The sequence below is a fragment of the Janthinobacterium sp. TB1-E2 genome (genome assembly GCF_036885605.1).
Classification (GTDB): domain Bacteria; phylum Pseudomonadota; class Gammaproteobacteria; order Burkholderiales; family Burkholderiaceae_D; genus Janthinobacterium; species Janthinobacterium aestuarii.
Map to the genome: position 1 here is coordinate 2104464 of NZ_CP142523.1, position 23193 is coordinate 2127656.

The window sequence follows — 23193 nt, forward strand, 5'->3', positions numbered from 1 at the left end:
TCCCACGACCGTTATAGCGGTATATATGTATCGATCAGTATAAATATAGGCGATGGCGCGCCGCGTTGTCAACGACTTCTGTATCGAGTAGTATGTAAGTAGCGTATAAGCAGATGAGAAGGAGCGATGGATGGCGCAAATGGGACGGCCGCGCACGTTCGACCGGCAGGCAGCGGTGGAACAGGCCATGTTTTTATTCTGGCAACAGGGGTATGAATCGACGTCCTTGAGCCAGCTCAAGGCGAGCCTGGGCGGCGGCATTTCCGCGCCCAGCTTTTATGCGGCGTTCGGTTCGAAGGAAGCGCTGTTCCGCGAGGCGGCGCAATGCTATCTGGACACGTTTGCCCGCGTGACGGAATGCCTGTGGGACGATAGCCTGGCGCCGCGCGCGGCCATTGAGCAGGCCTTGCGCCAGTCGGCCAGCATGCAGTCCGAGCCGGGCCACCCGCCCGGCTGCATGGTGGCGCTCGGCTGCATGAGCGCGCCGACGGCCGAGCATGCGGCCGTGGCTGCACCGCTGACGGCTTCGCGCGCCCGCACGCGCGCCGGCTTCGTGCACTGCGTCAAGCGGGGCATGGCCAGCGGCGAATTGCCAGCAGATATGGATGCAGTGGCGCTGGCGTCCGTCTTCGACAGCTTTTTATCGGGCGTGGCGATCCAGGCCCGCGATGGCGTTGGCTACGCCGTGTTTGACTCTGCCATTACGCAGGTGATGCGCGTGTGGGATGTCAGCCGCTTGACCGCCTAGGCTGTAAAGCGAAACTCCAGCACATCGTCGCCATACTTGTCCGTTTCGCCCGTCGCCGTCCAGCCCAGGTAGCGGTAAAAGCCGAAGGAGCGCGAGGCGGGATCGCTGGAGCAGCCGAGGAACAGCCGCTGATGGCCTTGGGCCCGCAGTTCCGCCATTACCAGTTCCAGCAAGGTCTTGCCGATGCCTAAGCCTTCGAATGCGGGCGAGCTGTTTGGCGAAGGCTGGAATGACTGGGGGGCTGGCGGCGGCTGACAAGGAAAATGGCGCGGACAAGAGGACGCCATGAGCCGATGGTGGCCAGGCGGCAAACTGCTTGTCGGCGGCTGAAACCGTCCACTCTTCGCTTTCCTCCGCGAAGCACGATAATCGGCGCATCGCCTGTGCGCCACGCTCATTACCTATTGAACACGCCAAGACCGGGCTAAGTGCCTGGGTGAACCATCGGCATCCCCCTTCTGAAACTAAAAAGGGCTGAAGCCTGTGCAAGACAGGACTCAGCCCTTGGCTATCGGCGCACCATCACGCCGGCAGCAGGCGATTACATGAAGTGGTAGTTGGCGCTGATACGGAAGTAGCGGCCTTGACCATTGTGCAACTGTGGATTGAAGCCTTCCACTGCGTAACGTGGATCGTATGGCGCCTTGATATCAAACAGGTTCTTGATATTGAACGACAAGGTTAGATCCTTGAAGCCCGTGTAGGAATACGCCATATTGGTCGTCGTCCAGCTCTTCACGTCGCAGCTGCTGATGTAGTTGCTGTACTTCGGCAAGCCACCGAGTCCATATGCCGACTTCGGTTGACCCACGCCGTACTGGCAATATGGTTTCTCGTAGACCACGTCGTTGTCGCTACGGCGCAGCAACGATACGGGACCGACGAAATCTACCGACGTCGTCAGCGAGTGGTCGCCACGCGTCCAGTTGACGGACAGGTTGCCGCGGTTCTTCGGATTGTCGCCGACCGAAGTCGCATAGTCGGACAGGCCGCCGTTCGCACCGGAGGTGTCGGTTGCCACTTCGCCCGGACGCTCGGCGCGCTTGAAGCTCATCAGATAGCTCCAGTTCAGGTTGGCGGTCAGACGGCCCAGATCGCCCAGCGATTTGCGGTACGCCACTTCGAAATCGATGCCCTGCACTTCGGTGCTGCCCTGGTTCACATACGAACGGTTGACCTGGGAAATCGGACCAGAGTTAGGCACCACGTTGCCATTGCCATCGGTCACCAGGTTGACCGGATTGTTGTCGCGTATGACGCTGCCAGGGTAGCGGTCTTGACGATCAACCATGTACTGCGCACTGAACAAGGCGGTTTCATCCACTTTCTTGATGCGGTAGTAATCGACCAGCACGTCGATTTCCTTGGTCGGCGCCAGAATCAGGCCCAGGGAGTAGCTCTTCGATGTTTCAGGACGCAGATCAGGCGTGGCTGCGGACAGGCTGGAAATGCCTTTCTTGCAATCGCTGATATCGGCGCCGGAGGCAGGGTGAACGCCGTCCGGGCAGCGCAGCGGGTCGACCACGTTGCTGAACGACTGCACGCCGCCAGGCGAAACCTGGGTCAGCGCAGGGGCGCGGAAGCCTTCGGCATAGGTGCTGCGCACGGCCACGCGGTCGCTGATGGTCCACTTGGCGCCGACTTTCGGCACGAAGTTGGCCTTCAGGTTAGGATATTTGTCGTAACGGCCGGCAAAGTCCATTTCAAAGTATTTCGCAAACGGCGTGCGTACTTCGATGAAGGTCGAGCTGACATTGCGGCGGCCGTCGGCCGACGAGTTGGCCAGGCCGATGATGTCGCCGCGCTGGGTCGCCATGTCTGGCGTCAGGCCGATTTTTTCTTGACGGAATTCTGCGCCAAAGGCCACGCCAACCTGGCCGCCGGCCAGCTGGCCAAATGCGGTACTGGCCTTGGCGTCGACTTGCGTTACCTGGGCATAGCCGCGGTTTTCCAGGTCGCGCGTGACGCTAGGATCGGCATTGACCTGCGCCAGGGTCCAGTTTTGCGTCATGACTTTTTCCAGGGTCGGGCGATACAGCATGCCGTTCCAGTTTTCGACGCGCTCGGCACGGTTCCACAGTACGGCCGTTTCCCAGTCCCATGCACCAGCCGTGCCGCGCACGCCGGCGAGCAAGCGATAGGTTTCGTTCAGATTGACAGCGCCGCCAGGGGCGCTGACGCGGTAGCCGACCGCGGCGCGCTGCGTCGAAAACGGATTGTCAGGATGACCTACCGGCAAGATCATCTGGAACTGCTGCGGTGCGCCGTTGAGTTGATACACGGTGGTCGAAGCCGTACTGCGGAAGGCCGTTGGCACGCGCAGATAGGTGCGCTCGGAACGGCTGTAGCCGGCTTCGGCAAAGGCGGTCATGTCCTGGTTGATCTCGAATGTGGCGCGCGACAGGATGTTGGCGTCCTTGCCGGCGCTTTGCACTTCGGCGTAATCGTCGATGTTGAAGTTGCAGAAGGTGCGGCCTACCAGCGGGTCGCTTGCCAGCATGTTGTGCGCCGCCATGTTGCCGGTAATTTGCTGCGACGTAGGGCAGTCCAGGCGATTGACGATTTGCGCGCGCTGGGCGTAAGTGGTGGCGAATTTCTTCGTGCCTGGCACTGTCTCAGCGTAGAAGAAAGGCGACGTGGTTAGACTGCTGGAGAACGGGTTCAGGCGGCCGTTGATGTCGGCATACATGCCTCTCTCGACGTCCTTTTCGTTCTTGATGATGGTGCTGTCGCGCTTGGCTACGTCAAAGCTGACGAAGGCATTGAAGCGGTCCTTGCCAAAGCCGAAGATGCCGCTGGCGCTCTTGCGGGCAAATTCGCCGTCGTCGTTGGCGCTGATGCTGGCGCTCATTTCGGCGCCCGTGTACTTGGTTTTGGTAATGAAATTGACTACGCCGGCGATGGCGTCGGAACCATACACGGCCGAGGCGCCATCCTTGAATACTTCGACGCGTTCGATGGCCGACACGGGAATGCTGTTCAAGTCATAGACGGCCGATTTGCCCTGGTTCGGGTCGGCATAGGCGGATGCGGTGATGCGGCGGCCATTGAGCAAAATCAGCGTGGAAGACGAACCGAGGCCACGCATGGAGGCGGTTGCCGCACCGCGGGCGAAGCCGCCGTCGGTCACGTCCACCGACGAGCCCGAGCCGAAAGCAGGGATCGAGTGCAACAGTTCGGCCACAGTATTGGCGCCGGTGGCGGCAATCTGCTTGGCATTCAAGGTCTGGATAGGCGAGGAGCCTTCTTTTTCCGTGCGCTTGATGTTCGAACCGGTTACCAGGACTTTTTGCAAGGCCGGCTCTGCCGGTGCTTCCTGTGCAAATGCCATATGGGATGAGGATAATGTCAATGCGACAGCGACGACGCTGCGCTTCAAAACAAACTTCTTAGTCAATTCACTTCTCCGTACAGGTCATTCTCAGGACCCGTTTTTATGCGAAAAACTGTTGAAACAAGCGCATCGCGATAAGCGCGCGCCTGCCAACCCGATCTAGTTGACCGTTCAAGTGCAGTCATTTTTGTAAAATGTGATATTCATTTTACCTAGCAGACACATAAAAACATTTCTATGCAGGCAATGTCAATTTTATCTAGTACTGTTGCTCTTATTTACAACAGTAAAGATTTTCTTAACAAATAGATGCTACTGAAATTTCCGTTTTTTCAGCAGGTGATGAACGGAAGGACGCGCGCGCAGCGTGAGGCGGTGGGCATGAGAGAACATGCCGCTTCGGGCGGGCCACCTGTGATTCAAGGCTGTTGCCTTGCTGTCAATTCACGTGTGGCGGGAAATTGTCAACAGGAGTTTTTTTGATAACAGTGGAATAGCTGTCGCCAATATGCCGATATCGTCATGATGTAGAGCGCAAGTGGCTGTGGGAAAAGTGACGGGCTGCGCATGACAGAGGCGATGACGGTCCTCCCCTCCCTTGTTGTCAGTTGAGCATGAACTCCAGCACATCGTCGCCATATTTGTCCGTCTCGCCCGTCGCCGTCCAGCCCAGGTAGCGGTAAAAGCCGTAGGAGCGCGAGGCGGGATCGCTGGAGCAGCCGAGGAACAGCCGCTGATGGCCTTGGGCCCGCAGTTCCGCCATTACCAGTTCCAGCAAGGTCTTGCCGATGCCTAAGCCTTCGAATTCCGGCAGCAGGGCCAGGACGATGATTTCGCCCGTGTCGCGCTCGCCAAAGCAGTAGCCGACCAGTTGGCCGTCGTGATGGCAGACCTGGCCAGGCAGGCTGCCCGAACGCATCATTTCCGCCCAGGAATCGGCCGTGATACCGACTTCCGCCAGACGTTCTTTTGGGATGGCATTTTGCCGCGTCTTGCCGCGCAATTCGATGAAGGCCGGCGTGTCTTCCTCTTTGGCGGCATGAAAAGTAATCGATGCTGGATGTGTCGTCATATGTGTTGTTCGATGGTGTCGGATTGGGGGTAAATATCACTCCCAGGATTTGCGCATGATGTGCGCATGGCGCTGCCAGTCAACTACATTTCTCTTTTCGATGGCTTGCTGGCCAGGATTACCGCTATCGATGATTTCATCCTTGACGATGATCAAGTCGTTTTTTTCATTCAAGCGATATTCACGGTAGCGTTCGCAATCCTGTTCGCGCCGGGCGGTGGCGATTAATTTGTCAGCCCGCCACTTATAGCTGTCTTCATAAAAACATTGTGCCGCGCAGCCGCAATTGGGGATGCCGCCTTTGATTGCTCGATCGGCCATGCTGATATCCAAATTCGGAATGGCTGATAGTGGTTTGTTGAAACGGTATTGCTTCGCCGGCGAATCCCACAGCCACACATCGGAACAGCGGATGCGCCCCTGGCTATCCGTGTAGCCGGTGACCCACAGGTCGGCCTGGCCGTCGAAATTCATGTCCAGCAGCAGCGCGTGCAAATTGCCCGTGCCACTGCTGCTGCAACTGCCATTGATCCACTGCTTGCCGATTTTCAGCTGGTAGGTCTGTTTTTCATCGTGATTCGCATAGCGGATATCCGTGGCTTGCCGTACTTTGCCTGTCGCGGCTTTGTCCAGGTGCAAGGTGCCGCAATAAGCCGAGGTGGAAATCAGGGATAAAAGCAGAGCAATCAGTTTCATGGCGATATTCTTGGGCAGGCAATTGGGCGCAATGGCTAGATTGCATCATGCGGAGAATGATCATAACGCATGATTTGGGCAACGCGCCACACCATTCCCTATCGTGCATTCTGCGCGGAACAGTGCTGTGTACAATGCCAAAAAATCCCCGAATAAGGAATTCTGATGACATCCTCTCCCGAATCTTTGAATGAAGCGGGCATCCTCGCTTATAACGACGATAACCACGCCGAGGCGTTCAGGCAATTCGACGCGGCCGCGCGCACTGGCGACCCGGCCGGCCAGCATTTACTGGCCAGCTTGTATTACCAGGGGCATGGCGTGACGCAAGACTTGCCGAAAGCGGTGGAATTGTTCACGGCCGCCGCGCAAGCGGGTTTCCCGCCGTCGCTGGCCAACCTCGCCCTGATGTATGCGAGCGGTGATGGCGTCGCGCAAGACATGGCGCAATCGCTGGCTTACGGACGCCAGGCGGCCGAGGCGGGCGATGGCCAGTCGCAATTCAACCTGGCGCAGGCGTACCGCAAGGGCGATGGCGTACCGCAAGACTATGCCGAGGCGGCGTTCTGGTACAAGCAGGCGGCCGAAGCCGGTTCCCTGTCGGCGCAGAATGAATACGGCTTGCTGTACGCGCAAGGGCAGGGCGTGGAACTTGATTATGTGCAAGCGTACGCGTGGATCGCCATGCCGGCCGAGGCGGGCAGTACGCAATCGATCAAGAACCGCGACCAGTTGCTGGAAATCCTTACGCCCTCACAGCAGCAAGCGGCGCGCGCACTGGCGGCCGAATATGCGGCCCAATATGGCGTCAATCCCCACTAGATTTCTTTGCCGGCAGCTTGCTCAGCACACCGGCCGCATCGAGTTCATAGCTGTCGAAATCGCGTGCGAGGAATAGTTCGCCCGAGTAATGCAGCCGGGCCTCCGCTTCCAGCTCGGCCATGCCTTCCGCATGGTGATAGCGGGCGCTGAAGTGGGTGAGGATCAGGTTTGGCAAGCGCACCGCTTCGGCGAACTGCGCCACGCGCTGCACGGAACTGTGCGTGGGGCCGGGACCCACTTTCTGCAGCATCGCTTCCGTGTAGGTGGCTTCATGCACGAGCAGTTGCGCGCCGGCGCAGGCGTCCGTCAGCAACGACGGCGTGTCGTTGTCGCCGCCGATCACCACCGTGGCGCGCTGCGTTTCCGTCTGGCGGAAAGCGCCGGCCGCTAGTACCGTACCATCGTCGAGTGTCGCATCCTGGCCCGCCTGCAAGAGTCCCCAGGCGGGACCGGGCGGTACGCCGGCCGCCAGCAGGGCCGGCTTGTCCAGCTTCCACCTGCTTGTTTCCAGCGCAAAACGGTAGCCAACGCTTGGCGCCCGGTGCGACAGCGCGTGGCGCTCGATGGTCAAGCCCGCTGCTTCATGCACGACTTGCGCGCTGTCCACGTCGATATGGATCAGCGGGTACGTCAAAAACAGTTCCGTGTGCAGCAAGGTGGCATCGATCCAGGCCTTGATGGCGGCCGGGGCGATCAGCAGCAGGGGCCTCTTGCGTCCCGTCATCGAGGCGCTGGCCAGCAGGCCCGGCAGACCGTAGCTGTGGTCGCCATGCACGTGGGTGATGCAGATGCCGACCAGGTCGTGCACGGACAGGGGGATGCGCTGCAGCCGGTGCTGCGTCGCTTCGCCGCAATCGATCATCCACCAGTCGCGGTTGTGCGTGGTTTGCAGGGCCAGCGACGTGACGTTGCGGTAGCGCGTGGGCACGCCGGAAGAGGTGCCGAGAAAAGTCAGTTTGAACATGCCCGCATTATGCGGCAGCCGTGCGGGCTTGCCAATGTTCAGCCCACCGGTGGCACCTCGTCTGCCGTGTAATCGACAAAACCGTCGCGGCGGCAAAAGCTGGCCAGTTGCATGCCGGCCTGGCGCGCGATGCGGATGGCCAGCGAGGTGGGCGCCGAGATGGTGGCGACGAGCCCGATATGCATGCGCGCCGACTTGCGCACCAGTTCATAGCTGGCGCGGCTCGACAGGAAGACGAAGCCGTCGTGCATGGCGATGCGGTGCAGGGCCAGGTAGCCGATCAGTTTATCCAGGCCGTTATGCCGGCCCACATCCTCGAACACTTTCACGATGGCGCCCTCGGCCGTGCACCAGGCGGCGGCATGCACGCCGCCCGTCTTGTGCATCAGCTCCTGGTAGGGCAGCAGTTCGCGCGCGGCGCGGCCGAGGATGGCGCTGCTGGCGACCAGCGGCGGTAGGGGACGCGTGATCTTTTCCGGCACCAGGTCCAGCAGGGCCAGGCTTTCGATGCCGCACACGCCGCAACCGGTGCGCCCGGACATCGCGCGGCGGCGGCCCTTGAGCCGCATCAAATCCGGCTGGGCAATGGTCAGCCGCACTTCCGCGCTGTCCTCGCCGCAGCACACGTCGAGGTCGTAGATGTCGCGTACGCTGCCGACGATGCCCTCCGTCAAGGTAAAGCCGACGGCGAATTCCTCGAGGTCGCGCGGCGTAGCCATCATCACCGCGTGGGCGATGCCGTTGTAGACGAGGGCTACGGGATACTCCTCGGCCACCATGTCGTGGCCCGCCGTGGCCACACCGGCCTGGTGGCGCACCATGGGAACTTCCAGGAAACCGTCGCGTTCGGTGGTAGTGGTATCAAAGTCCATGCTGTTCTCCCGTTAATTGATTTGATAGCGCGGGCAGGGCTGGATCGATGGCGGCAGCGGGTCGCCGTTCAATTCCAGCAGCGAGCGTTCTGTTTCCCGCGTCATGGCGTTCAGGGCCAGGCAGTTGGGCGCCAGGCCGAACGGTTCGGCGATCTGTTGCGCGATGGCTTCCAGCGCAAACAGGGTGTAGGCAACAAAGACGGAAATGAGGGGCGTGGCCACGCCGATGGCGTCCACCAGGCCCAGCGGCAGTAAAAAACAGTACATGTAGACGGTGCGGTGCACCAGCACGCCATACGGATATGGAATCGGCGTGTTCTTGATGCGCTCGCAGCCGGCCACGGTGGCGGCCAGGTCGTTGAGCTGCGTGTCGAGCATCCACAGCAGCTGCGTCTGGCCCGGCTGGCGCCGCACGGCGTCGTACAGCATGGCCCGTACCGCATGCAGCACGGCGACGGGTTTGAAGTGGATACCTTGCAAGCGCTGCACTTCCTCGGCCGGCAGGTAGCGCGCCAGGTCTTGCTGCGGATCTGTCTGGCGCAGCTGGTGCTTGAGCGCGTAGACGAAGGCGGTCAGGCGGCGCAGCAGCAACTCGCGGTCCAGGCCGCTCGTTTCCTGCGGCAGATACGTGATCGCCTGCGAAGCCAGGGCCCGTGCGGCGATCAGCAATTGCCCCCAGATATGCCGCGCCTCGACAAAGCGCGCATAGCTGGCGTTGTTGCGAAAGCCGAGAAAGATCGCCAGGCTGATGCCGACCATGGGAAATGGCGCCGTATCGAGCGGAATCTTGACGCCGAAGATACGGCCATCCGTCAGCAAGGCCAGCGAACTGACGACCAGCATCAGCAGCAATTGCGGGATGATGGCTTGCAGCACCGAGCCATCCCATACGAACAGCATGCGAAACCAGTTGGTGGTGGGGCGGATAATCATGATGGAAGACGCATGCCGTGATGCCGGTTAATGTTTCCGGGGCACGACTTTGCCCTCGAAGACGTAGTATTGGAACAGGTTGTAGCCGATCATGATCGGCAGCATGGCACCCATGCCGATGAGCATGAAGATCAGGGTCGGCTCATCCGAGGCGGCCGCCGCGATGCTCAGCTTGCCCGGTACGAGGTCGGGGAAAAAGCTGATGGCCAGGCCCGCGAACGAGGCCAGGAACAGCACGATGGCGCCGCGGAACGGGCCGCGCACGCCGTTCACGTGCACGGCCCACAGGATGTAAATAAAAGCGCTGGCGGCGATGGCGGCCAGGGCCAGCAGCACGCCGAACACGCCCGGCTGCGCCCAGCGGTCGTGGCCGATGGCGCTGAAGACCATGGTGCCGGCCGACAGCACGATGGCGGCTGCGACAGTCGCCAGCACGCTGGCCGTCGCGTAGCGGCGCGCCGCCGCTTCCAGCTGGCCGCCCGTCTTCTTGATCAGGTACGTGCTGCCCAGCAGGCAATAGCCGGCCACCACGCCCAGCGCCGTGCACGCCGTGAAGATGCCGCTCAGCCAGCCCGGCTGCAAACCCGTGATGATTTCGCCCAGCACCACGCCTTGCGCCACGGCGGCCAGCAGGCTGCCCACGCCAAAGACCAGGTCCCACAGGCGCTTGTTGCCGGCCGCATGGCGGAACTCGATCGAGGCACCGCGCATGATCAGGCTGGCGATCAGCAGCATGATGGGGATGTACAGCTGTTCCAGCAAAGTGGCGTAAGCGCTGGGAAAGGCGCCGAACAGGGCGCCGCCCACCACCACCAGCCAGGTTTCGTTGGCGTCCCACACGTGCTCGATGGACTGGAAGATCAGGTTGCGTTCCTGTTCGCGGCGGGTGAACAGGCTGAGGATGCCCACGCCCAGGTCGAAACCGTCCGTGACGACGTAAAAGATCAGCATCAGGCCGATCAGGCCGAACCAGGCATTGCCCAGCATGGCATGCGAATTCATCTCCATTACAAACTCCTTGATTGGTAGCGGCGCATTTCAGTAGCCCACGGCATGAGTAGCGTCCGGCAGCGGCAGTGCCACGTCCGGGCCTTGTTGCAGCCATTTCTTGGCAAACACAAAGAAAGTGACGAACAGCACGATGTAAAACACGAAGAACATCAGCATGCTGCCGGCCACGGCATGGGCCGCCACGTCGGAGACGGCGTCGCGCGTGCGCAGCAGGCCGTACACGACCCATGGCTGGCGTCCCACTTCGCGCACGATCCAGCCGCACTCGACGGCGATGTAGGGCAGCGGTATCGTCAGCACCCAGGCCAGCAGCAGCTTGCGGTTGCGCACGAACTCTTCCACCCGTCCGCCCACCTTGCGCCAGACCACGAAGGTCCAGAACGACAGCAGCACGAACCACATGCCGATGCCGGCCATGGCGCGAAACGCGTAGTACAGCAGCGGCAGCATGGGCGGCTGGTCTTCGCGGGCGATGTCGGCCAGGCCCGTGATCTTGCCCGTGGCGCTATGCGTGGCGATCACGCTGAGCATGCCGGGCACTTCGATCGACCAGTCATTCTTTTGTTCAAGCTGGTTGGGCCAGGCCAGCAAGGACCAGGCCGCGCCTTCACCATCGCGGTTCGTGTGCCAGTGGCCTTCGATGGCCGCACCCTTGGCGGGCTGGGTCTTGAAGACATCGACGCCGCTCGAATCGCCGAGCCAGACCTGCAACGGTGCGATGATGAGCAGCAGCATCAGCGCCAGCTTGAACGAGCGGGCGAAGAAGGCCGGTTCGCGGCGCTTGAACATACACCAGGCGGAAATGCCGGCGATGACGAACAAGCCCGTTTCCACGGCGGCCACCCACATGTGGCCCACGGCCCAGGCCATGTCGGGATTGAAGATGGCGGCCACGTAATCGGTGACGACGATCTTGCCGTCGACCACGCGCACGCCGGCCGGCGTCTGCATCCAGGAATTGGCGACCATGATCCAGAACGAGGAAATGCTGGAACCCAGCGCCACCATGCCGGTGGCGAACAAGTGCACGCCCTTCGGTACGCGGCCCCAGCCGAACATCATGACGCCGATGAAGCCCGCTTCCAGCATGAAGGCCATGGCGCCCTCGAAGCCGAGGATGTTGCCGATGAACTGGCCCGAGTGGTGCGAGAACGGCGCCCAGTTGGTGCCGAACTGGAACTCGAGGGGAATCCCGCTGACGACGCCGACGGCAAAGTTCAGCACCAGCAGCTTGCTCCAGAAGCGTGCGTGGCGGTAGTAGACGGGGTCGCTGGTGCGCAGCCACAGCGCCTCGACAACGAACAGGAACAGCGACAGGCTGATCGTCAATATGGGCCACAGGATGTGGAAGATGGCCGTCATCGCAAATTGCGCGCGCGACAGGTCCAGAGTATCGAAACCGAACATGGCGTTCTCCTGATCAGCTGAGGGCGGCCGAAGGCGACAGCAGCACGGGGATGGATTTGAAGGTCGGCGTGCGCGAACCTTCACCCACGCTGTCGAGCGGCACCAGCGGATTGGTTTCCGGGTAGTAGGCGCCGATGCAGCCGCGCGGAATGTCGTACTCGACCAGCAGGAAGCGGTCGGCGCGGCGGGCTATGTCGTCATGCCACACGCCGATCAGGTCGACCCAGTCGCCGGCCGCAAAGCCCAGCATGGCCAGATCGTCCTTGTTGATGAAGACCACGCGGCGCTGGCCGAACACGCCGCGGTAGCGGTCGTCCATGGCGTAGATCGTCGTGTTGTACTGGTCGTGCGAACGCGTGGTCATCAGCACCATCAGGCGCTCGCCATATTGCTGGCGTGCACGGTGGATCGGTGTGTCCAGTTCGATGGCGTTGACGAGGAATTGCGCCTTGCCGCTGTCCGTCTTCCATACCCGTTCACGCGAGGCGATTTTCAGGTGGAAACCGCCCGGTTTGGCCACGCGCAAGTTGTAGTCGAAAAAGTCGTCGAAGACTTGTTCGATAGAATCGCGCAGCAGCGCATAGTTGCCGGCATAGCGCAGCCAGTCGATCTTTTCGCTGCCGATGGTCGCTTGCGCCATGCCGGCCACGATGGCGATTTCCGAACGCAGATTGGGCGAAGCGGGCTGGTTCATGCCGAACGAGATATGCACCATGCTCATCGAGTCTTCCACCGTCACGCCTTGTGCCACACCTTCCTGCACGTCGATTTCCGTGCGGCCCAGGGTGGGCAGGATCAGCGCATCCTTGCCGTGTACGAGGTGGCTGCGGTTGAGCTTGGTGGAGATGTGCACGGTCAGGTCGCATGAGCGCAGCGCGTCCCACGTGCGTGGCGTGTCCGGCGTGGCCATCGAGAAATTGCCACCGAGCGCCACAAACACTTTGACTTTTTTTTCCAGCATGGCGGCGATGGTGCCGACGGCGTCGTAGCCGTGGTGGCGCGGCGGCTCGAAATTGAAGACGAGGCCCAGGCGGTCGAGGAATTCCTTGGTCGGCTGTTCCTCGATGCCCATGGTGCGGTCGCCCTGCACGTTCGAGTGGCCGCGCACGGGACACAGGCCCGCGCCGCGCTTGCCGATATTGCCGCGCATCATCATCAAGTTCGACAGGATTTGCACGGTGGCCAGCGAGTTCTTGTGTTGCGTCACGCCCATGCCCCAGGTGGCGATGACGGCCTTGCCCTTCACGTAGATCTGCGTAAGTTCCTCTATCTTGTCGCGCGCCACGCCCGATTCGGCCAGCAGCAAATCCCAGCTTTCGGTGCGCAGGTCGGCCGCGAACGCGTCGAAGCCCGTCGTGTGTTCGGCGATGAAGGCGCAGTCGAGCACGCGCTCCTGGCCGTGGGCGATGGCCTCGTCATCGAGCTCGACGACGCGCTTGGCCATGGCCTTGATCAGCGCGAAGTCGCCGCCCAGGGTGGGGCAGATGAACAGCGAGCAAATGTTCGTGCTGCCGCCCGTCAGCATTTCCAGCGGGTGCTGCGGGCTCGTGAAGCGCTCCAGGCCCCGTTCGTGCAGCGGGTTGATGGACACGATGACGGCGCCGCGGCGCGACGCTTCGCGCAGTTCGCCCAGCATGCGCGGATGGTTGGTGGCCGGATTCTGGCCGAACAGCAGCAGGGTGTCCGCATGCTCGAAGTCGTCCAGCAGCACCGTGCCCTTGCCGATGCCCACCGTTGCCGGCAAGCCGCGGCTCGTCGCTTCGTGGCACAGGTTGGAACAGTCGGGAAAATTGTTCGTGCCGTAGGCGCGCACGAACAGCTGGTACAGGAACGCCGCTTCGTTGCTGGCACGGCCCGACGTGTAGAAGGCGGCCTGGTTCGGGTCGTCCAGCGCGTGCAGGTGGTGCGCCACGAGGGCGAACGCGTCGTCCCAGGAAATGGCCTGGTATTTGTCGCTGGCGGCGTCGTACACCATGGGGTCCGTCAAACGGCCATGTTGCTCCAGATCATAGTCCGACTGCTCCATCAGTTCGGTGACCGTGTGCTCCTGGAAAAACTCGGGGCGCACGCGCTTGCTCGTCGATTCGGCGGCCACGGCCTTGACGCCGTTTTCGCAGAACTCGAACGTCGACGCGTGTTCGCGGTCGGGCCAGGCGCAGCCGGGACAGTCGAAGCCGTCTGGCTGGTTTTGCTCGAACAGCGAGCGGTAATTGCCCGCGCTGACTTTTTCCTTGAACAGGTTGATGGCCACGTACTTGAGGGCACCCCAACCGGCCGCGGCATGGGTGTAGGGCGCGATGCGCGCGTCGGACTTTGGCTTGCTCATGATGACTCTCCTGGTGATGTGCGATGGGACAATCACATGGTAGGGGGGGCGGACTGCCCCGTAGGCGCACAGTTCCGGCTAAAAAAACAGAGTACAGATGGCAAGACGAGGATGCCGGTCGCGCCGGCGCCGGCCGTGATTTATGATGAGGACAAGGAGAAGAACATGCACAAGGAAGACAAGGAAGAGGGAATCGACGCGGCGCTGATCGCGCTGCTGGCACTGCTGTGGGAAGCACGGCGGGATGCGCCGGAAAAACCGTGGTCACTGGCCAAGCTGGCCAAGCGGGCAGGAATACAGATGAGCACCTTGCTGCGCCAGCTCAATGCCCTGTCCAGCGCGGGGCTGGTGAGCGTGACGACGGGGGAGAATGGCGGCGGCAGCGCTTCCTTGAGCGCGGCGGGCACCGAGCTGTGCGCCAGCGTGTTCGCGCCACCGCAAGGAGAGTAAAGCCGAATCTGTACTCTATCGCCTGGCACCGGACTGTACCTCCTTGAGTGCCTGCTTTCGTCCTATGCTACTTCCAGACGAATGCACATCAAGGGGAAGCACAATGAACACCATCAGGTATCCGCAGCCAGGCCATAGTGAACCATGCGTGGACATGCTGGGCCGCCCCCTGACGGACTTGCGCATTTCCGTCATCGACCAGTGCAATTTCCGCTGCACCTATTGCATGCCGGCCGAGCTGTACCCGAGCGATTATCCGTTTCTTCCCTCCAGCGAGCGCCTGTCCTTCGCGCAGATCGAAACGATGGCGCGCGCCTTCGTGCGCCTCGGCGTGAATAAAATCCGCATCACGGGCGGCGAGCCGCTGCTGCGCAAGAACCTGGAGCAGCTGATCGAGCGCCTGGCGCGCTTCACAACGCCGGACGGGCGCGCCGTGAGCATCGCGCTGACGACGAATGGCAGCTTGCTGGCGGCCAAGGCGCGTTCGTTGAAGGATGCAGGCCTGGACCGGGTCACCGTCAGTCTCGACAGTCTGGACAACGGTATTTTCCAGTGCATGAATGGCGTCGACTTTCCCGTCGAGAAAGTGCTGCACGGCATAGAGGTGGCACAAGCCGTGGGATTGAACCCCGTGAAGGTCAACATGGTCGTGCAGAAAGGCGTCAACGACAGCCAGATCGTGCCGCTGGCGCGCCGCTTCCGCCACACGGGCGTGATCCTGCGCCTGATCGAATTCATGGACGTGGGCGGCATCGGCGCTTGGTCGCGCACGCATGTCGTCACGTCCGAGGCGGCGCGCGCGCTGATCGCGGCCGAATTCCCCCTCGTGCCGCTGGCCGAAGGCAAGCCTGTCTTGCACGAGACGGCCAGCCGCTACCGTTACCGTGATGGCGGAGGCGAAGTGGGTTTCATTTCCAGCGTGTCCCAGCCGTTCTGCGGCGACTGCAGCAGGGTGCGCGTGTCGTCCGATGGCAAGCTGTTTACCTGCCTGTTCGCCCAGGACGGCCTCGACCTGCGGCCCCAGCTGGACTCGGCGCAAGGCCTGGAAACTCTGCTGCGCCAGCACTGGCAGCGCCGTGGCGACCGCTATTCGGAAGTGCGCGGTGCGCTGGCCCAGCTTGGCGGGCGCAAGCAGTATCCCACCGTGCGCATGTCGCTGGTGGGCGGGTGAATGGTCTAGAGGAATTCGGTGATGAGTTTGCCCAGCAAAATGATGGCTTGCTCGACGTCCACGCTCCACGGATAACTGTAGTTGAGGCGGATACAATGCCTGTAGGCTTGGCTGACGGAAAACATGCGCCCCGGGCCCACCGTGATCTTGCATTCCAGCGCGCGCCGGTACAGTTGCATGGAGTCTATGTCGCCGGGCAATTCCACCCACAGCACGTAGCCGCCCTGCGGATGCGAGATTTTCGTCCCGGCAGGAAAGAAGCGCAGCACGGCGGCGGCCATGATGCGTGCCTGCTGGGCATAGGCCTTGCGGGTGCGGCGCAGATGCTGTTCGTAGCCATCGTTTTGCAGGTATTCGGCAATCGCCAGTTGCGGAAACGAGGACGTGGCCAGGGTGTTGAGGAATTTGAGTTCCTCCACCTTGCCCCGGTAGCGCCCGGCCAGGGCCCAGCCCACGCGCTGCGCGGAACTGAGGCTCTTGGAAAACGAGGAACAGTGCAGCACCATGCCCTTGCGGTCGTACGACTTGAGCGAGGACGGGTGGGCGTCGCCGTAATACAGTTCGTTGTAGACGCCGTTTTCGATGGCGGGCACGTCGTGCTGCTCCAGCAGCTGGACCAGGGCGCGCTTGCGCTGGTCGGACATCTGGAAGCCCAGCGGATTCTGGAAGTTCGGCATCACCATGACGGCGGCGATCGGCTGCCGGGCCATGATGTCGGCCAGCGCTTCGATGCTGATGCCGTCGTACGGATCGGTGGACACTTCCACCACCTTCATGCCCAGCCGTTCGACGGCCATCAGCATGGCATAGAAGGTGGGCGACTCGACGGCGATGGTGTCGCCCGGCTTGGCCACGGCTTGCAGGCACAGGTTGATCGCTTCCGTGGCGCCCACGGTGACGATGATTTCATCGGGATCGACGGCCAGACCGTTTTCCATGTAGCGGCGGGCGATTTCGCGGATCAGCTGCGGGTTGCCCGGCGGCAGGTCGTCCGTCATGTTCCACACGCGGTTGCGGCGCGCCACGGCACCCGCATACTGGTTGATGCGTTCCCAGGGAAACAGCGACGGGTCGGGGTAGGGCGAGCCCAGCGGGATGGCATCGTGCAAGCCAATCGAGCGCAATGTCGACAGCACCAGGCGGCTGACGTGCACTTCCGCCGGAACGGGACTGGGCTGGGAGGCCTGCATGCACAGGTCGGCGGTCTGCACATCGCCGGCGCGCGGGCGCACGAAGTAGCCGGACTGGGGCCGGCTTTCGATCACGCCCATGCTTTCCAGCTTGACGTAGGCGCGCAGCACCGTGGTGATGCTCAGCTTGTGCTGCTGGCTGGTCTGGCGCACGGAGGGAATGCGTTCGCCGGGCAAGAGCACGCCCTTGGCCACCAGTTGCTCGATCTCGCTGACGAGCTTTTCATACAATTTCATTGGTATCCATTCTTTGATTCTTGCTCTACGTCATTGCATTATCGTCCAATTCATGGAGGCGGTATGGCTGCGGCCACCGCATGTTGTCGAAATGAAACTGTCGTTCGGCAGTTCTGGTTTAATATCCACACAGAAAGTAAAAAAGGAACATTTGATGGCAATCCCACAAAGCATGCTGTCTGTCGTCGCGCGCGACGAAGTGCATTTGCAGTTCAATGTGAAGGCCGGCGTCGATATGCGGCAGTTGTTCAAGCTGCTGGGCAAGCTGTGGGAATCCGAAGTCACGGGCATCCTCGACCCCACCCTGAACCGCCACCATCAGTTGACGGGTGGCACGGCCAACGTGGTACTGGGATTCAAGCCCGATCTGTGGCGCGCCGCTTGCCCCGGCTGCGTGCCGGACAACATGGCATCGTTCGCGCAAGACCTGGTGGGCGCCAACGGCAAGACGGCGCCGGCCACCCAGCACGATTTCTGGGTCTGGATCACGCAGTCGAACGCGGCCAACCTGTACGACAGCATGCGCACGACGCTCACTTTGCTGAGTCCGTTTGCAGAGCTGGCCAGCGAGCAGGTGTGTTTTCCGTATCACAATAACGTGACCTTCGACGGCTTTGCAGACGGCGTCGCCAATCCGAATCCGTTTCGTGCCAACGGCGTGGCCATCATTCCGGACGGCGAGGCGGGTGCGGGCGGCTCGACCGTGCTGCTGCAGAAATGGCGCATGGACGTGGAACGCCTGCGCGCCTTGCCCGTGCACGCGGCGGAGCAGGTGTGGGGCCGCACCAAGGCAGGCAGCCATGAATTGTCGCCGCTGCCCGTCGATTCCCACGTGGGCCGCAATCAGTTCATCCGCGATGGCGAGGAAGTCGATATCGTGCGCCGCAATGCCAATTACGCCAATGCCAGCGAGGCGGGTGTCATGTTTGTCGGTTTTTGCAAGGACATCACGGTGACCATGGGCATGCTGCGGCAAATGTACGGTGTAGGCTATGATGGCGTCACCAAGACGGACAGGCTGCTGGATTTTTCCACGGCGCTGTCGTCGGCGATCTATTTCGTGCCCAGCATCGATGCCTTGCTGACCGTGGGTATTTCGCCGGCGGATCCCGGCTAAGGGCCGCCCCGGCGGTTCCGATTTTTACTTTTACTAGGAGTTTTTCATGCGTATTCGTCCCGCCACCTTGCTGTCCGCCCTGATCTTCGGCAGCGTCGTCTTCAGCGCTTCCGCTTCCGCCGTCGGCCTGGGTTTCCTGGCCGATACGCCGATGGCTTACCTGAACAAGAATGACAAGCCCGTCTTCGTCAAGGCCGTCACCGACGTGCTCAATGACAAGAAAGATGGCGAAACCGTGCAATGGAGCAATGAAGGCTTGCGCAATTCCGTGCGCATCGCCGCCGAAATCACGGCCAGCGACACGGAAAAGACGGATGCGCAAACGTGCCGCAAGGTGCAGGTGGGCTTGAGCGCCAAGGGCCAGGAACAGACGCTCAAGCTGAAGGTCTGCAAGGCCGGCACGGCCGCGTGGAAAGTGGCGAAGAGCTGATCGTCCGTGTTGTTCCCTTGCCGGTTCTGCACCGGCAAGGTGCGACTTTCCTCTAGGTAAGTCTGGCAGCGGTTAGAATCACGCTTTACCCTCACTTTTCTCACCTGCATGCAGCAAAGTCGCCTCCTGTTTTTCCGCCTGGCCGGCCAGTTTCGCCGCTATGGCGCCATCGTTGCCGCCACCTTGCTGGCCGTGGGCGTGGCGTCCGCCACCGATGTGTTGTTAATCCGCCAGTTGCAAAACGTCGTCGATGCCATGCGTACGACGGCCAGCACGCAGGTCGCGCCCGCGTCCGGCGTGATGGGCATGCTGCAGGGCTGGGTCGACCGTTTCTTGCCGGCACAGGCGGGGCAGGTGGACTTGTGGGTGATTCCCGCCACCATCCTGGGCCTGGCCGTGCTGCGCATGGTGTCGAGCTTTGCCGGCGATTACGGTTCCGTCTGGCTATCGAGCCGGGTGCAGGCCGATTTGCGCGAAAAAATGTTCGCCACCATCATGCGCCTGCCCAGCCGCTTCTTCGACACCACCACCACCAGTTTGACGCAGTCGCGCGTGGCCTTCGACGCCAGTCAGGTGTCGCAGGCGGGCTTGAACGTGCTCAACGTGATGGTGCGCGATTCCGTCGCCACCGTCGGCTATTTGATCCTGCTGTTCAGCATCGACGTGAAACTGGCCCTGTTCTGCATGGCGTCGATGCCCATCGTGGCCATCGTCGTGACCTTGGCGGGACGCCGCATGCGCCATTTGAGCAAGAGTTCGCAGCAAGCCGTGGGCGAGCTGACGTCCGTGCTCGACGAAAGCATCGCCGGCCAGCGCGTGGTGAAAATTTTCGGCGGCCAGGATTATGAGCAGGCGCGCTTCGTCGACGTGGTCAAGCGCAACCGCCAGCTGGCCGTCAAGCATGCGGCCACGTCGGCCATGAATTCCGGCTTCATCATGATGCTCGTCGGTATTACCCTGTCGTCCGTGATCTATTTCGCCATGCTGCGCGCGCAAAGCGGCGCCATCACGCCAGGGGCCTTCGTTGCCTTCATGGGCGCCTTGATGGCCATGCAGTCGCCGATCAAGAATTTGACGAAGATCAATGAGCCGCTGCAGCGGGGCCTGGCGGCGGCCGAGTCCGTGTTCGGCCTGATCGACACGCCGCTGGAACCGGACCCGGGCACAGTGGCCCCGGCGGCCGTGCAGGGCAATTTGTCCCTGCAGAACGTGCAGTTCCGCTACAACAGCGACGACCCCGATGCGCCCACGGCCTTGAGCGATATCACGCTCGACATTCGCGCCGGCGAGACGGTGGCCCTGGTGGGCGGTTCCGGCGGCGGCAAGACGACCTTGCTGGGCTTGCTGCCGCGCTTCTACGACGTCAGCGGCGGCCAGATCCTGCTCGACGGCGTCGACGTGCGAGACTACGCCTTGCTGGCCCTGCGGCGCCAGTTTGCCCTCGTCAGCCAGGATGTGATTTTGTTCAACGACACGATGGCGGCGAATATCGCGTACGGCGACCCGGCCCCGGACCAGGCCCGCATCGAAGCGTCGGCGCGCGCCGCCTATGCGCATGACTTCATCATGCAACTGCCGCAAGGCTACGCCACCCAGGCGGGGCAGAACGGTTCACGCCTGTCGGGCGGACAACGCCAGCGCCTGGCGATCGCGCGCGCCCTGTACAAGGACGCGCCGATTTTGCTTCTGGACGAAGCGACCAGCGCGCTCGATACTGAGTCGGAGCGTTCCGTGCAGGCCGCGCTGGAAGTGCTGATGCGCAACCGCACCACCATCGTCATCGCCCATCGTTTGTCCACCATCGAAAGCGCCGACCGCATCGTCGTCATGCAGGGCGGGCGCCTGGTGGAATCGGGCAGCCACGGCGACTTGCTGCGGCAGGGTGGCGCGTATGCGCGCCTGCATGCGAGCCAGTTGTCGCCAGTCAAGGATAGCGTGGGCTGAGGTGTGGCGCGTCTGGCGTGCCAGCGCATCCGCCGGGCCGGAGCCGGACCAGCAGGTCCGTCCCGGCCTTTTTTCATGGGGCGGCAATCGTGCCCATGGCGCAGGGCGCTTGCCTTTATGATGGTGGCCGCAAAGCAACATGAACAATGGAACAACATGAAAAATCAACAAACGATGCGCTGGCTGCTGGCCGCCGCGCTGGGCGCAGCCTTGCCGCTGGCGGCGCAGGAGTCGCCGGCGGCGCCAACGCCAACCCTACAGGAGGAAGACCAGACTATGTATCTGGATGAAAATTTCATGCCAAGCAACCAGCGCCGCGCCGTGTATGCGCTGCGCACGCCGCCCGTGCGCGACGAGGCGCTGGGCGCCTGGCATATCCGCCTCGAATTTCCCGACACGCCGGGCGTGCTGGCCTTTGAAACCTACACCACGGACCTGGACTTGAGCCAGGTCAAGTTCGTGCGTTTTCGCAAGTCCTACTACGAGAATGGCCAGTTGCTGCGCGAAACCTATTTCAATGACCAGGGCGAGGAGCTGCTCGGCGGCTGCGTGTACTTTGAAAACGGCCAGGTCAAGCAGAAGGTGACGGCGCTGCCGAACGGGCGCGACAGCATCTCGGAAACGTATCACGAGAATGGCCAGCTGATGAGCCGCATCTTGTATCACGGCGACGAGATGGCCGATGGCGAGCACGTGTCGTATGGCGCGAACGGGGCCGTCAGCAGCCGCTCGTATCAACGCAATGGCCAGATGGATGGCGTGCAGGAATCGTTTTATGACGATGGCAAGCTGTTCCAACGGGGACAGTTCGTCGATGGCCAGCGCGAGGGCGAGTTTGTCACGTATGCGCAGGACGGCAAGGTGCTGGCCAAAACCGTCTGGGTGCACGGCCAGCCCGATGGCTGGTCGTTTGAAAGCCATGGCAATGGAAAACTGTCGAACAAGACGCTGTACCAGAAAGGTAACGTGCTCAGCCTGGAAAAGTGGGGAGCGAATGGCCATCCCATTTTTGCGTGGCATAAAGATGCACAGGGGCGTGACCACGGCGATACGACGGAGTGGCATGCCAACGGCGTGCGCGCCAGCGTGACCCCGTTCGTCAAAGGCCAGCGCCACGGCTTGCTGCAAACCTGGTACAGCGACGGCAGCCCGCGGCAAATCGTGCCGTATGAACACGGCAAGAAGCACGGCATCGAGCGCCACTGGGATAAGGCCGGCAAGCTGGTGCTGGAACAGGCATGGCAGGATGGCCAGCCGGTGGCGGCGAAGTAGTGGCTAACATGCATATTGGGACCGGCCAGCCATATCGACGGACCATGCGCCTGGTGCTGCTGGCTGCGCTCATGACGGCGGTGCCGCTGGCGGCGCAGGAGCAGGCTCCGGCACAGGGGCAACAGCAGGCGCAGGACAAGAGCGTCTATCTGGACGAAGACTATGCGGCGAGCGATGTGCGCCACGCCGCTTATGCGCTGCGCACGGCGCCCGTGCGCGACGAGGCGCTGGGCGCCTGGCATGTGCTGCTGGAGTTCCCCGATGCACCGGGCACGGTGGCGCTGGAAACCTACGCCACCGGCCCCGATCTGAGCCAGGCCAGCTTCCTCCACTTGCGCAAGTGGTATTACCCGAATGGACAGCTGGCCCGCGATGAGCGGCTCGATGCCCAGGGCAATGTACTGACGGGCAGCACGTCATTCTATGCAAACGGGCAGGTCAAGCAGCGCGTGACCGTGCTGGCGAACGGGCGCGACAGCATCTCCGAGAATTACCATGAAAATGGCCAACTGATGAACCGTATCAGCTACCACGGCAAGCAGATGGCCGATGGCGAGTACGTATCGTACGGGCCGAATGGCAGGATGAGCAGCCGCGCCTTCCTGAAAGGCGGCAAGATGCATGGCTTGCAGGAAGTGTTTTACGCTGATGGCAAGCTGTTCCAGCGCAGTCATTTTATGAATGACAAGCAGGATGGCGAATTCCTTACTCTTGCCGAAGATGGCAAGGTGCTCGCGCGCAAGGTCTGGGTGGATGGCGAAGCCGATGGCTGGTCGTTTGAAAGCCATGACAATGGCCAACTGGCGCAAAAGGCCCTGTACCGCAAGGGCAAGCTGCTGAGCATGCAGAAGTGGGGCCGCAATGGCAAGCCGTCGATCGCCTGGCAGCAGGACGCACAGGGGCGCGAGCAGGGCGATGTCACGGAATGGTATGACAACGGCGTGCGCGCCAAGGTCATTCCGATGCGCGATGGCCAGCGCCATGGCTTGCTGCAAGTCTGGGCGAGCGACGGCAGTCTGCTGCAGCTTGTGCCGTATGAGCACGGCAAGAAGCACGGCATCGAGCGCCGCTGGGATAAGCGGGGTAAACAGGTGTGGGAGAAGACTTGGCAGGCCGGAGTGCAAGTGCCCGCCGGTCAATAGGCAGTAGGGGGACGCCCGCCATTGCAGGTATCATGTACGGATTCCGGCCCGCCAG

20 protein-coding genes are annotated in these 23193 nt (G+C 61.9%); 9 read left to right on the forward strand and 11 right to left on the reverse strand.

Going from position 1 to position 23193, the window contains the following annotated elements:
• Nucleotides 1-130 precede the first annotated feature (130 nt).
• Nucleotides 131-748 (forward strand): TetR/AcrR family transcriptional regulator, encoded by a 618-nt coding sequence (locus tag OPV09_RS09500; protein ID WP_338681391.1) that lies wholly within the window; start codon nucleotides 131-133, stop codon nucleotides 746-748.
• Here the strand turns inward: OPV09_RS09500 and OPV09_RS09505 are convergent.
• The 4 genes from OPV09_RS09505 to OPV09_RS09520 all read right to left on the reverse strand — a co-directional run bounded on the left by OPV09_RS09505 (nucleotide 745) and on the right by OPV09_RS09520 (nucleotide 5850).
• Nucleotides 745-1146, reverse strand: a complete 402-nt coding sequence (locus OPV09_RS09505) for a GNAT family N-acetyltransferase (protein WP_338681392.1) — start codon at nucleotides 1144-1146, stop codon at nucleotides 745-747. The genes OPV09_RS09500 and OPV09_RS09505 overlap by 4 nt on opposite strands.
• A gap of 143 nt (nucleotides 1147-1289) precedes the next feature.
• Nucleotides 1290-4079 carry a TonB-dependent receptor gene (locus tag OPV09_RS09510; protein ID WP_338681393.1) on the reverse strand — a complete coding sequence of 930 codons (2790 nt, stop codon included), beginning with the start codon at nucleotides 4077-4079 and terminating at the stop codon, nucleotides 1290-1292.
• Nucleotides 4080-4686: 607 nt separating this feature from the next.
• Entirely contained in the window at nucleotides 4687-5154 is a 468-nt protein-coding gene (locus tag OPV09_RS09515) for a GNAT family N-acetyltransferase (RefSeq protein WP_338681394.1), read from the reverse strand.
• Between the two features lie 36 nt (nucleotides 5155-5190).
• A complete protein-coding gene (locus tag OPV09_RS09520) occupies nucleotides 5191-5850 on the reverse strand; it encodes an XAC2610-related protein (RefSeq protein ID WP_070304132.1) in 660 nt (219 codons plus the stop codon).
• 165 nt (nucleotides 5851-6015) lie between these two features.
• Between OPV09_RS09520 and OPV09_RS09525 the strand changes: the two genes are divergently transcribed.
• Entirely contained in the window at nucleotides 6016-6672 is a 657-nt protein-coding gene (locus tag OPV09_RS09525; protein WP_070304131.1) for a tetratricopeptide repeat protein, read from the forward strand.
• On the opposite strand, the gene OPV09_RS09530 is transcribed toward OPV09_RS09525, so the two are convergent.
• Genes OPV09_RS09530 through OPV09_RS09555 form a run of 6 tightly spaced genes read right to left on the reverse strand, consistent with a single transcriptional unit; the run spans nucleotide 6659 to nucleotide 14185 of the window.
• Nucleotides 6659-7636 (reverse strand): ribonuclease Z, encoded by a 978-nt coding sequence (locus tag OPV09_RS09530; RefSeq protein ID WP_034759052.1) that lies wholly within the window; start codon nucleotides 7634-7636, stop codon nucleotides 6659-6661. The genes OPV09_RS09525 and OPV09_RS09530 overlap by 14 nt on opposite strands.
• 38 nt (nucleotides 7637-7674) lie before the next feature.
• Nucleotides 7675-8508 carry a formate dehydrogenase accessory sulfurtransferase FdhD gene (gene fdhD, locus OPV09_RS09535; RefSeq protein ID WP_034759049.1) on the reverse strand — a complete coding sequence of 278 codons (834 nt, stop codon included), beginning with the start codon at nucleotides 8506-8508 and terminating at the stop codon, nucleotides 7675-7677.
• 12 nt (nucleotides 8509-8520) lie between these two features.
• Nucleotides 8521-9441: a bestrophin family protein gene (locus tag OPV09_RS09540; protein ID WP_034759046.1), complete on the reverse strand. Its 921-nt coding sequence runs from the start codon at nucleotides 9439-9441 to the stop codon at nucleotides 8521-8523.
• Between the two features lie 27 nt (nucleotides 9442-9468).
• Complete coding sequence (locus OPV09_RS09545; RefSeq protein ID WP_034759042.1) at nucleotides 9469-10449, reverse strand: cytochrome d ubiquinol oxidase subunit II; 981 nt, start codon at nucleotides 10447-10449, stop codon at nucleotides 9469-9471.
• A 30-nt stretch (nucleotides 10450-10479) separates the two neighbouring features.
• Nucleotides 10480-11859 carry a cytochrome ubiquinol oxidase subunit I gene (locus OPV09_RS09550; RefSeq protein ID WP_338681398.1) on the reverse strand — a complete coding sequence of 460 codons (1380 nt, stop codon included), beginning with the start codon at nucleotides 11857-11859 and terminating at the stop codon, nucleotides 10480-10482.
• Between the two features lie 13 nt (nucleotides 11860-11872).
• Nucleotides 11873-14185 (reverse strand): FdhF/YdeP family oxidoreductase, encoded by a 2313-nt coding sequence (locus tag OPV09_RS09555; protein WP_034759036.1) that lies wholly within the window; start codon nucleotides 14183-14185, stop codon nucleotides 11873-11875.
• Nucleotides 14186-14350: 165 nt separating this feature from the next.
• Here OPV09_RS09555 and OPV09_RS09560 point away from each other — a divergent pair, with 165 nt between their 5' ends.
• Nucleotides 14351-14635, forward strand: coding sequence for an Rrf2 family transcriptional regulator (locus OPV09_RS09560; protein ID WP_034759551.1), 285 nt, complete (start codon nucleotides 14351-14353; stop codon nucleotides 14633-14635).
• Between the two features lie 103 nt (nucleotides 14636-14738).
• Nucleotides 14739-15806 carry a GTP 3',8-cyclase MoaA gene (moaA, locus tag OPV09_RS09565; RefSeq protein WP_051992023.1) on the forward strand — a complete coding sequence of 356 codons (1068 nt, stop codon included), beginning with the start codon at nucleotides 14739-14741 and terminating at the stop codon, nucleotides 15804-15806.
• A gap of 5 nt (nucleotides 15807-15811) precedes the next feature.
• Here moaA and OPV09_RS09570 read toward each other — a convergent pair whose 3' ends face one another.
• On the reverse strand, nucleotides 15812-17233 hold the full coding sequence (locus OPV09_RS09570; RefSeq protein ID WP_034759030.1) for a PLP-dependent aminotransferase family protein: 1422 nt from the start codon (nucleotides 17231-17233) through the stop codon (nucleotides 15812-15814).
• Nucleotides 17234-17387: 154 nt separating this feature from the next.
• Between OPV09_RS09570 and OPV09_RS09575 the strand changes: the two genes are divergently transcribed.
• The 5 genes from OPV09_RS09575 to OPV09_RS09595 all read left to right on the forward strand — a co-directional run bounded on the left by OPV09_RS09575 (nucleotide 17388) and on the right by OPV09_RS09595 (nucleotide 23138).
• Nucleotides 17388-18350, forward strand: coding sequence for a Dyp-type peroxidase (locus OPV09_RS09575; RefSeq protein WP_338681400.1), 963 nt, complete (start codon nucleotides 17388-17390; stop codon nucleotides 18348-18350).
• Nucleotides 18351-18396: 46 nt separating this feature from the next.
• Nucleotides 18397-18780, forward strand: a complete 384-nt coding sequence (locus tag OPV09_RS09580; RefSeq protein ID WP_046682396.1) for a hypothetical protein — start codon at nucleotides 18397-18399, stop codon at nucleotides 18778-18780.
• 108 nt (nucleotides 18781-18888) lie between these two features.
• Nucleotides 18889-20724, forward strand: coding sequence for a lipid A export permease/ATP-binding protein MsbA (gene msbA, locus OPV09_RS09585; RefSeq protein ID WP_034759026.1), 1836 nt, complete (start codon nucleotides 18889-18891; stop codon nucleotides 20722-20724).
• A 156-nt stretch (nucleotides 20725-20880) separates the two neighbouring features.
• The gene (locus OPV09_RS09590) at nucleotides 20881-21996 is read left to right on the forward strand and encodes a toxin-antitoxin system YwqK family antitoxin (protein WP_338681401.1); all 1116 of its coding nucleotides are present in this window, start codon (nucleotides 20881-20883) and stop codon (nucleotides 21994-21996) included.
• 8 nt (nucleotides 21997-22004) lie between these two features.
• Nucleotides 22005-23138, forward strand: a complete 1134-nt coding sequence (locus OPV09_RS09595; RefSeq protein WP_338681403.1) for a toxin-antitoxin system YwqK family antitoxin — start codon at nucleotides 22005-22007, stop codon at nucleotides 23136-23138.
• Nucleotides 23139-23193 lie beyond the last annotated feature (55 nt).

What these genes read in the sequence shown, in the direction of transcription:
- OPV09_RS09580 (WP_046682396.1), top strand. Translation starts at nt 18,397, where the DNA reads ATGCGTATTCGTCCCGCCACCTTGCTGTCCGCCCTGATCTTCGGCAGC.
- OPV09_RS09575 (WP_338681400.1), top strand. Translation starts at nt 17,388, where the DNA reads ATGGCAATCCCACAAAGCATGCTGTCTGTCGTCGCGCGCGACGAAGTG.
- OPV09_RS09510 (WP_338681393.1), bottom strand. Translation starts at nt 4,079, where the DNA reads ATGGCATTTGCACAGGAAGCACCGGCAGAGCCGGCCTTGCAAAAAGTC.
- OPV09_RS09500 (WP_338681391.1), top strand. Translation starts at nt 131, where the DNA reads ATGGCGCAAATGGGACGGCCGCGCACGTTCGACCGGCAGGCAGCGGTG.
- OPV09_RS09540 (WP_034759046.1), bottom strand. Translation starts at nt 9,441, where the DNA reads ATGATTATCCGCCCCACCACCAACTGGTTTCGCATGCTGTTCGTATGG.
- OPV09_RS09550 (WP_338681398.1), bottom strand. Translation starts at nt 11,859, where the DNA reads ATGTTCGGTTTCGATACTCTGGACCTGTCGCGCGCGCAATTTGCGATG.
- OPV09_RS09530 (WP_034759052.1), bottom strand. Translation starts at nt 7,636, where the DNA reads ATGTTCAAACTGACTTTTCTCGGCACCTCTTCCGGCGTGCCCACGCGC.
- OPV09_RS09560 (WP_034759551.1), top strand. Translation starts at nt 14,351, where the DNA reads ATGCACAAGGAAGACAAGGAAGAGGGAATCGACGCGGCGCTGATCGCG.
- OPV09_RS09570 (WP_034759030.1), bottom strand. Translation starts at nt 17,233, where the DNA reads ATGAAATTGTATGAAAAGCTCGTCAGCGAGATCGAGCAACTGGTGGCC.
- OPV09_RS09595 (WP_338681403.1), top strand. Translation starts at nt 22,005, where the DNA reads ATGCATATTGGGACCGGCCAGCCATATCGACGGACCATGCGCCTGGTG.
- OPV09_RS09520 (WP_070304132.1), bottom strand. Translation starts at nt 5,850, where the DNA reads ATGAAACTGATTGCTCTGCTTTTATCCCTGATTTCCACCTCGGCTTAT.
- OPV09_RS09545 (WP_034759042.1), bottom strand. Translation starts at nt 10,449, where the DNA reads ATGGAGATGAATTCGCATGCCATGCTGGGCAATGCCTGGTTCGGCCTG.
- OPV09_RS09525 (WP_070304131.1), top strand. Translation starts at nt 6,016, where the DNA reads ATGACATCCTCTCCCGAATCTTTGAATGAAGCGGGCATCCTCGCTTAT.
- OPV09_RS09505 (WP_338681392.1), bottom strand. Translation starts at nt 1,146, where the DNA reads ATGAGCGTGGCGCACAGGCGATGCGCCGATTATCGTGCTTCGCGGAGG.
- OPV09_RS09515 (WP_338681394.1), bottom strand. Translation starts at nt 5,154, where the DNA reads ATGACGACACATCCAGCATCGATTACTTTTCATGCCGCCAAAGAGGAA.
- OPV09_RS09555 (WP_034759036.1), bottom strand. Translation starts at nt 14,185, where the DNA reads ATGAGCAAGCCAAAGTCCGACGCGCGCATCGCGCCCTACACCCATGCC.
- OPV09_RS09590 (WP_338681401.1), top strand. Translation starts at nt 20,881, where the DNA reads ATGAAAAATCAACAAACGATGCGCTGGCTGCTGGCCGCCGCGCTGGGC.
- fdhD (WP_034759049.1), bottom strand. Translation starts at nt 8,508, where the DNA reads ATGGACTTTGATACCACTACCACCGAACGCGACGGTTTCCTGGAAGTT.
- moaA (WP_051992023.1), top strand. Translation starts at nt 14,739, where the DNA reads ATGAACACCATCAGGTATCCGCAGCCAGGCCATAGTGAACCATGCGTG.
- msbA (WP_034759026.1), top strand. Translation starts at nt 18,889, where the DNA reads ATGCAGCAAAGTCGCCTCCTGTTTTTCCGCCTGGCCGGCCAGTTTCGC.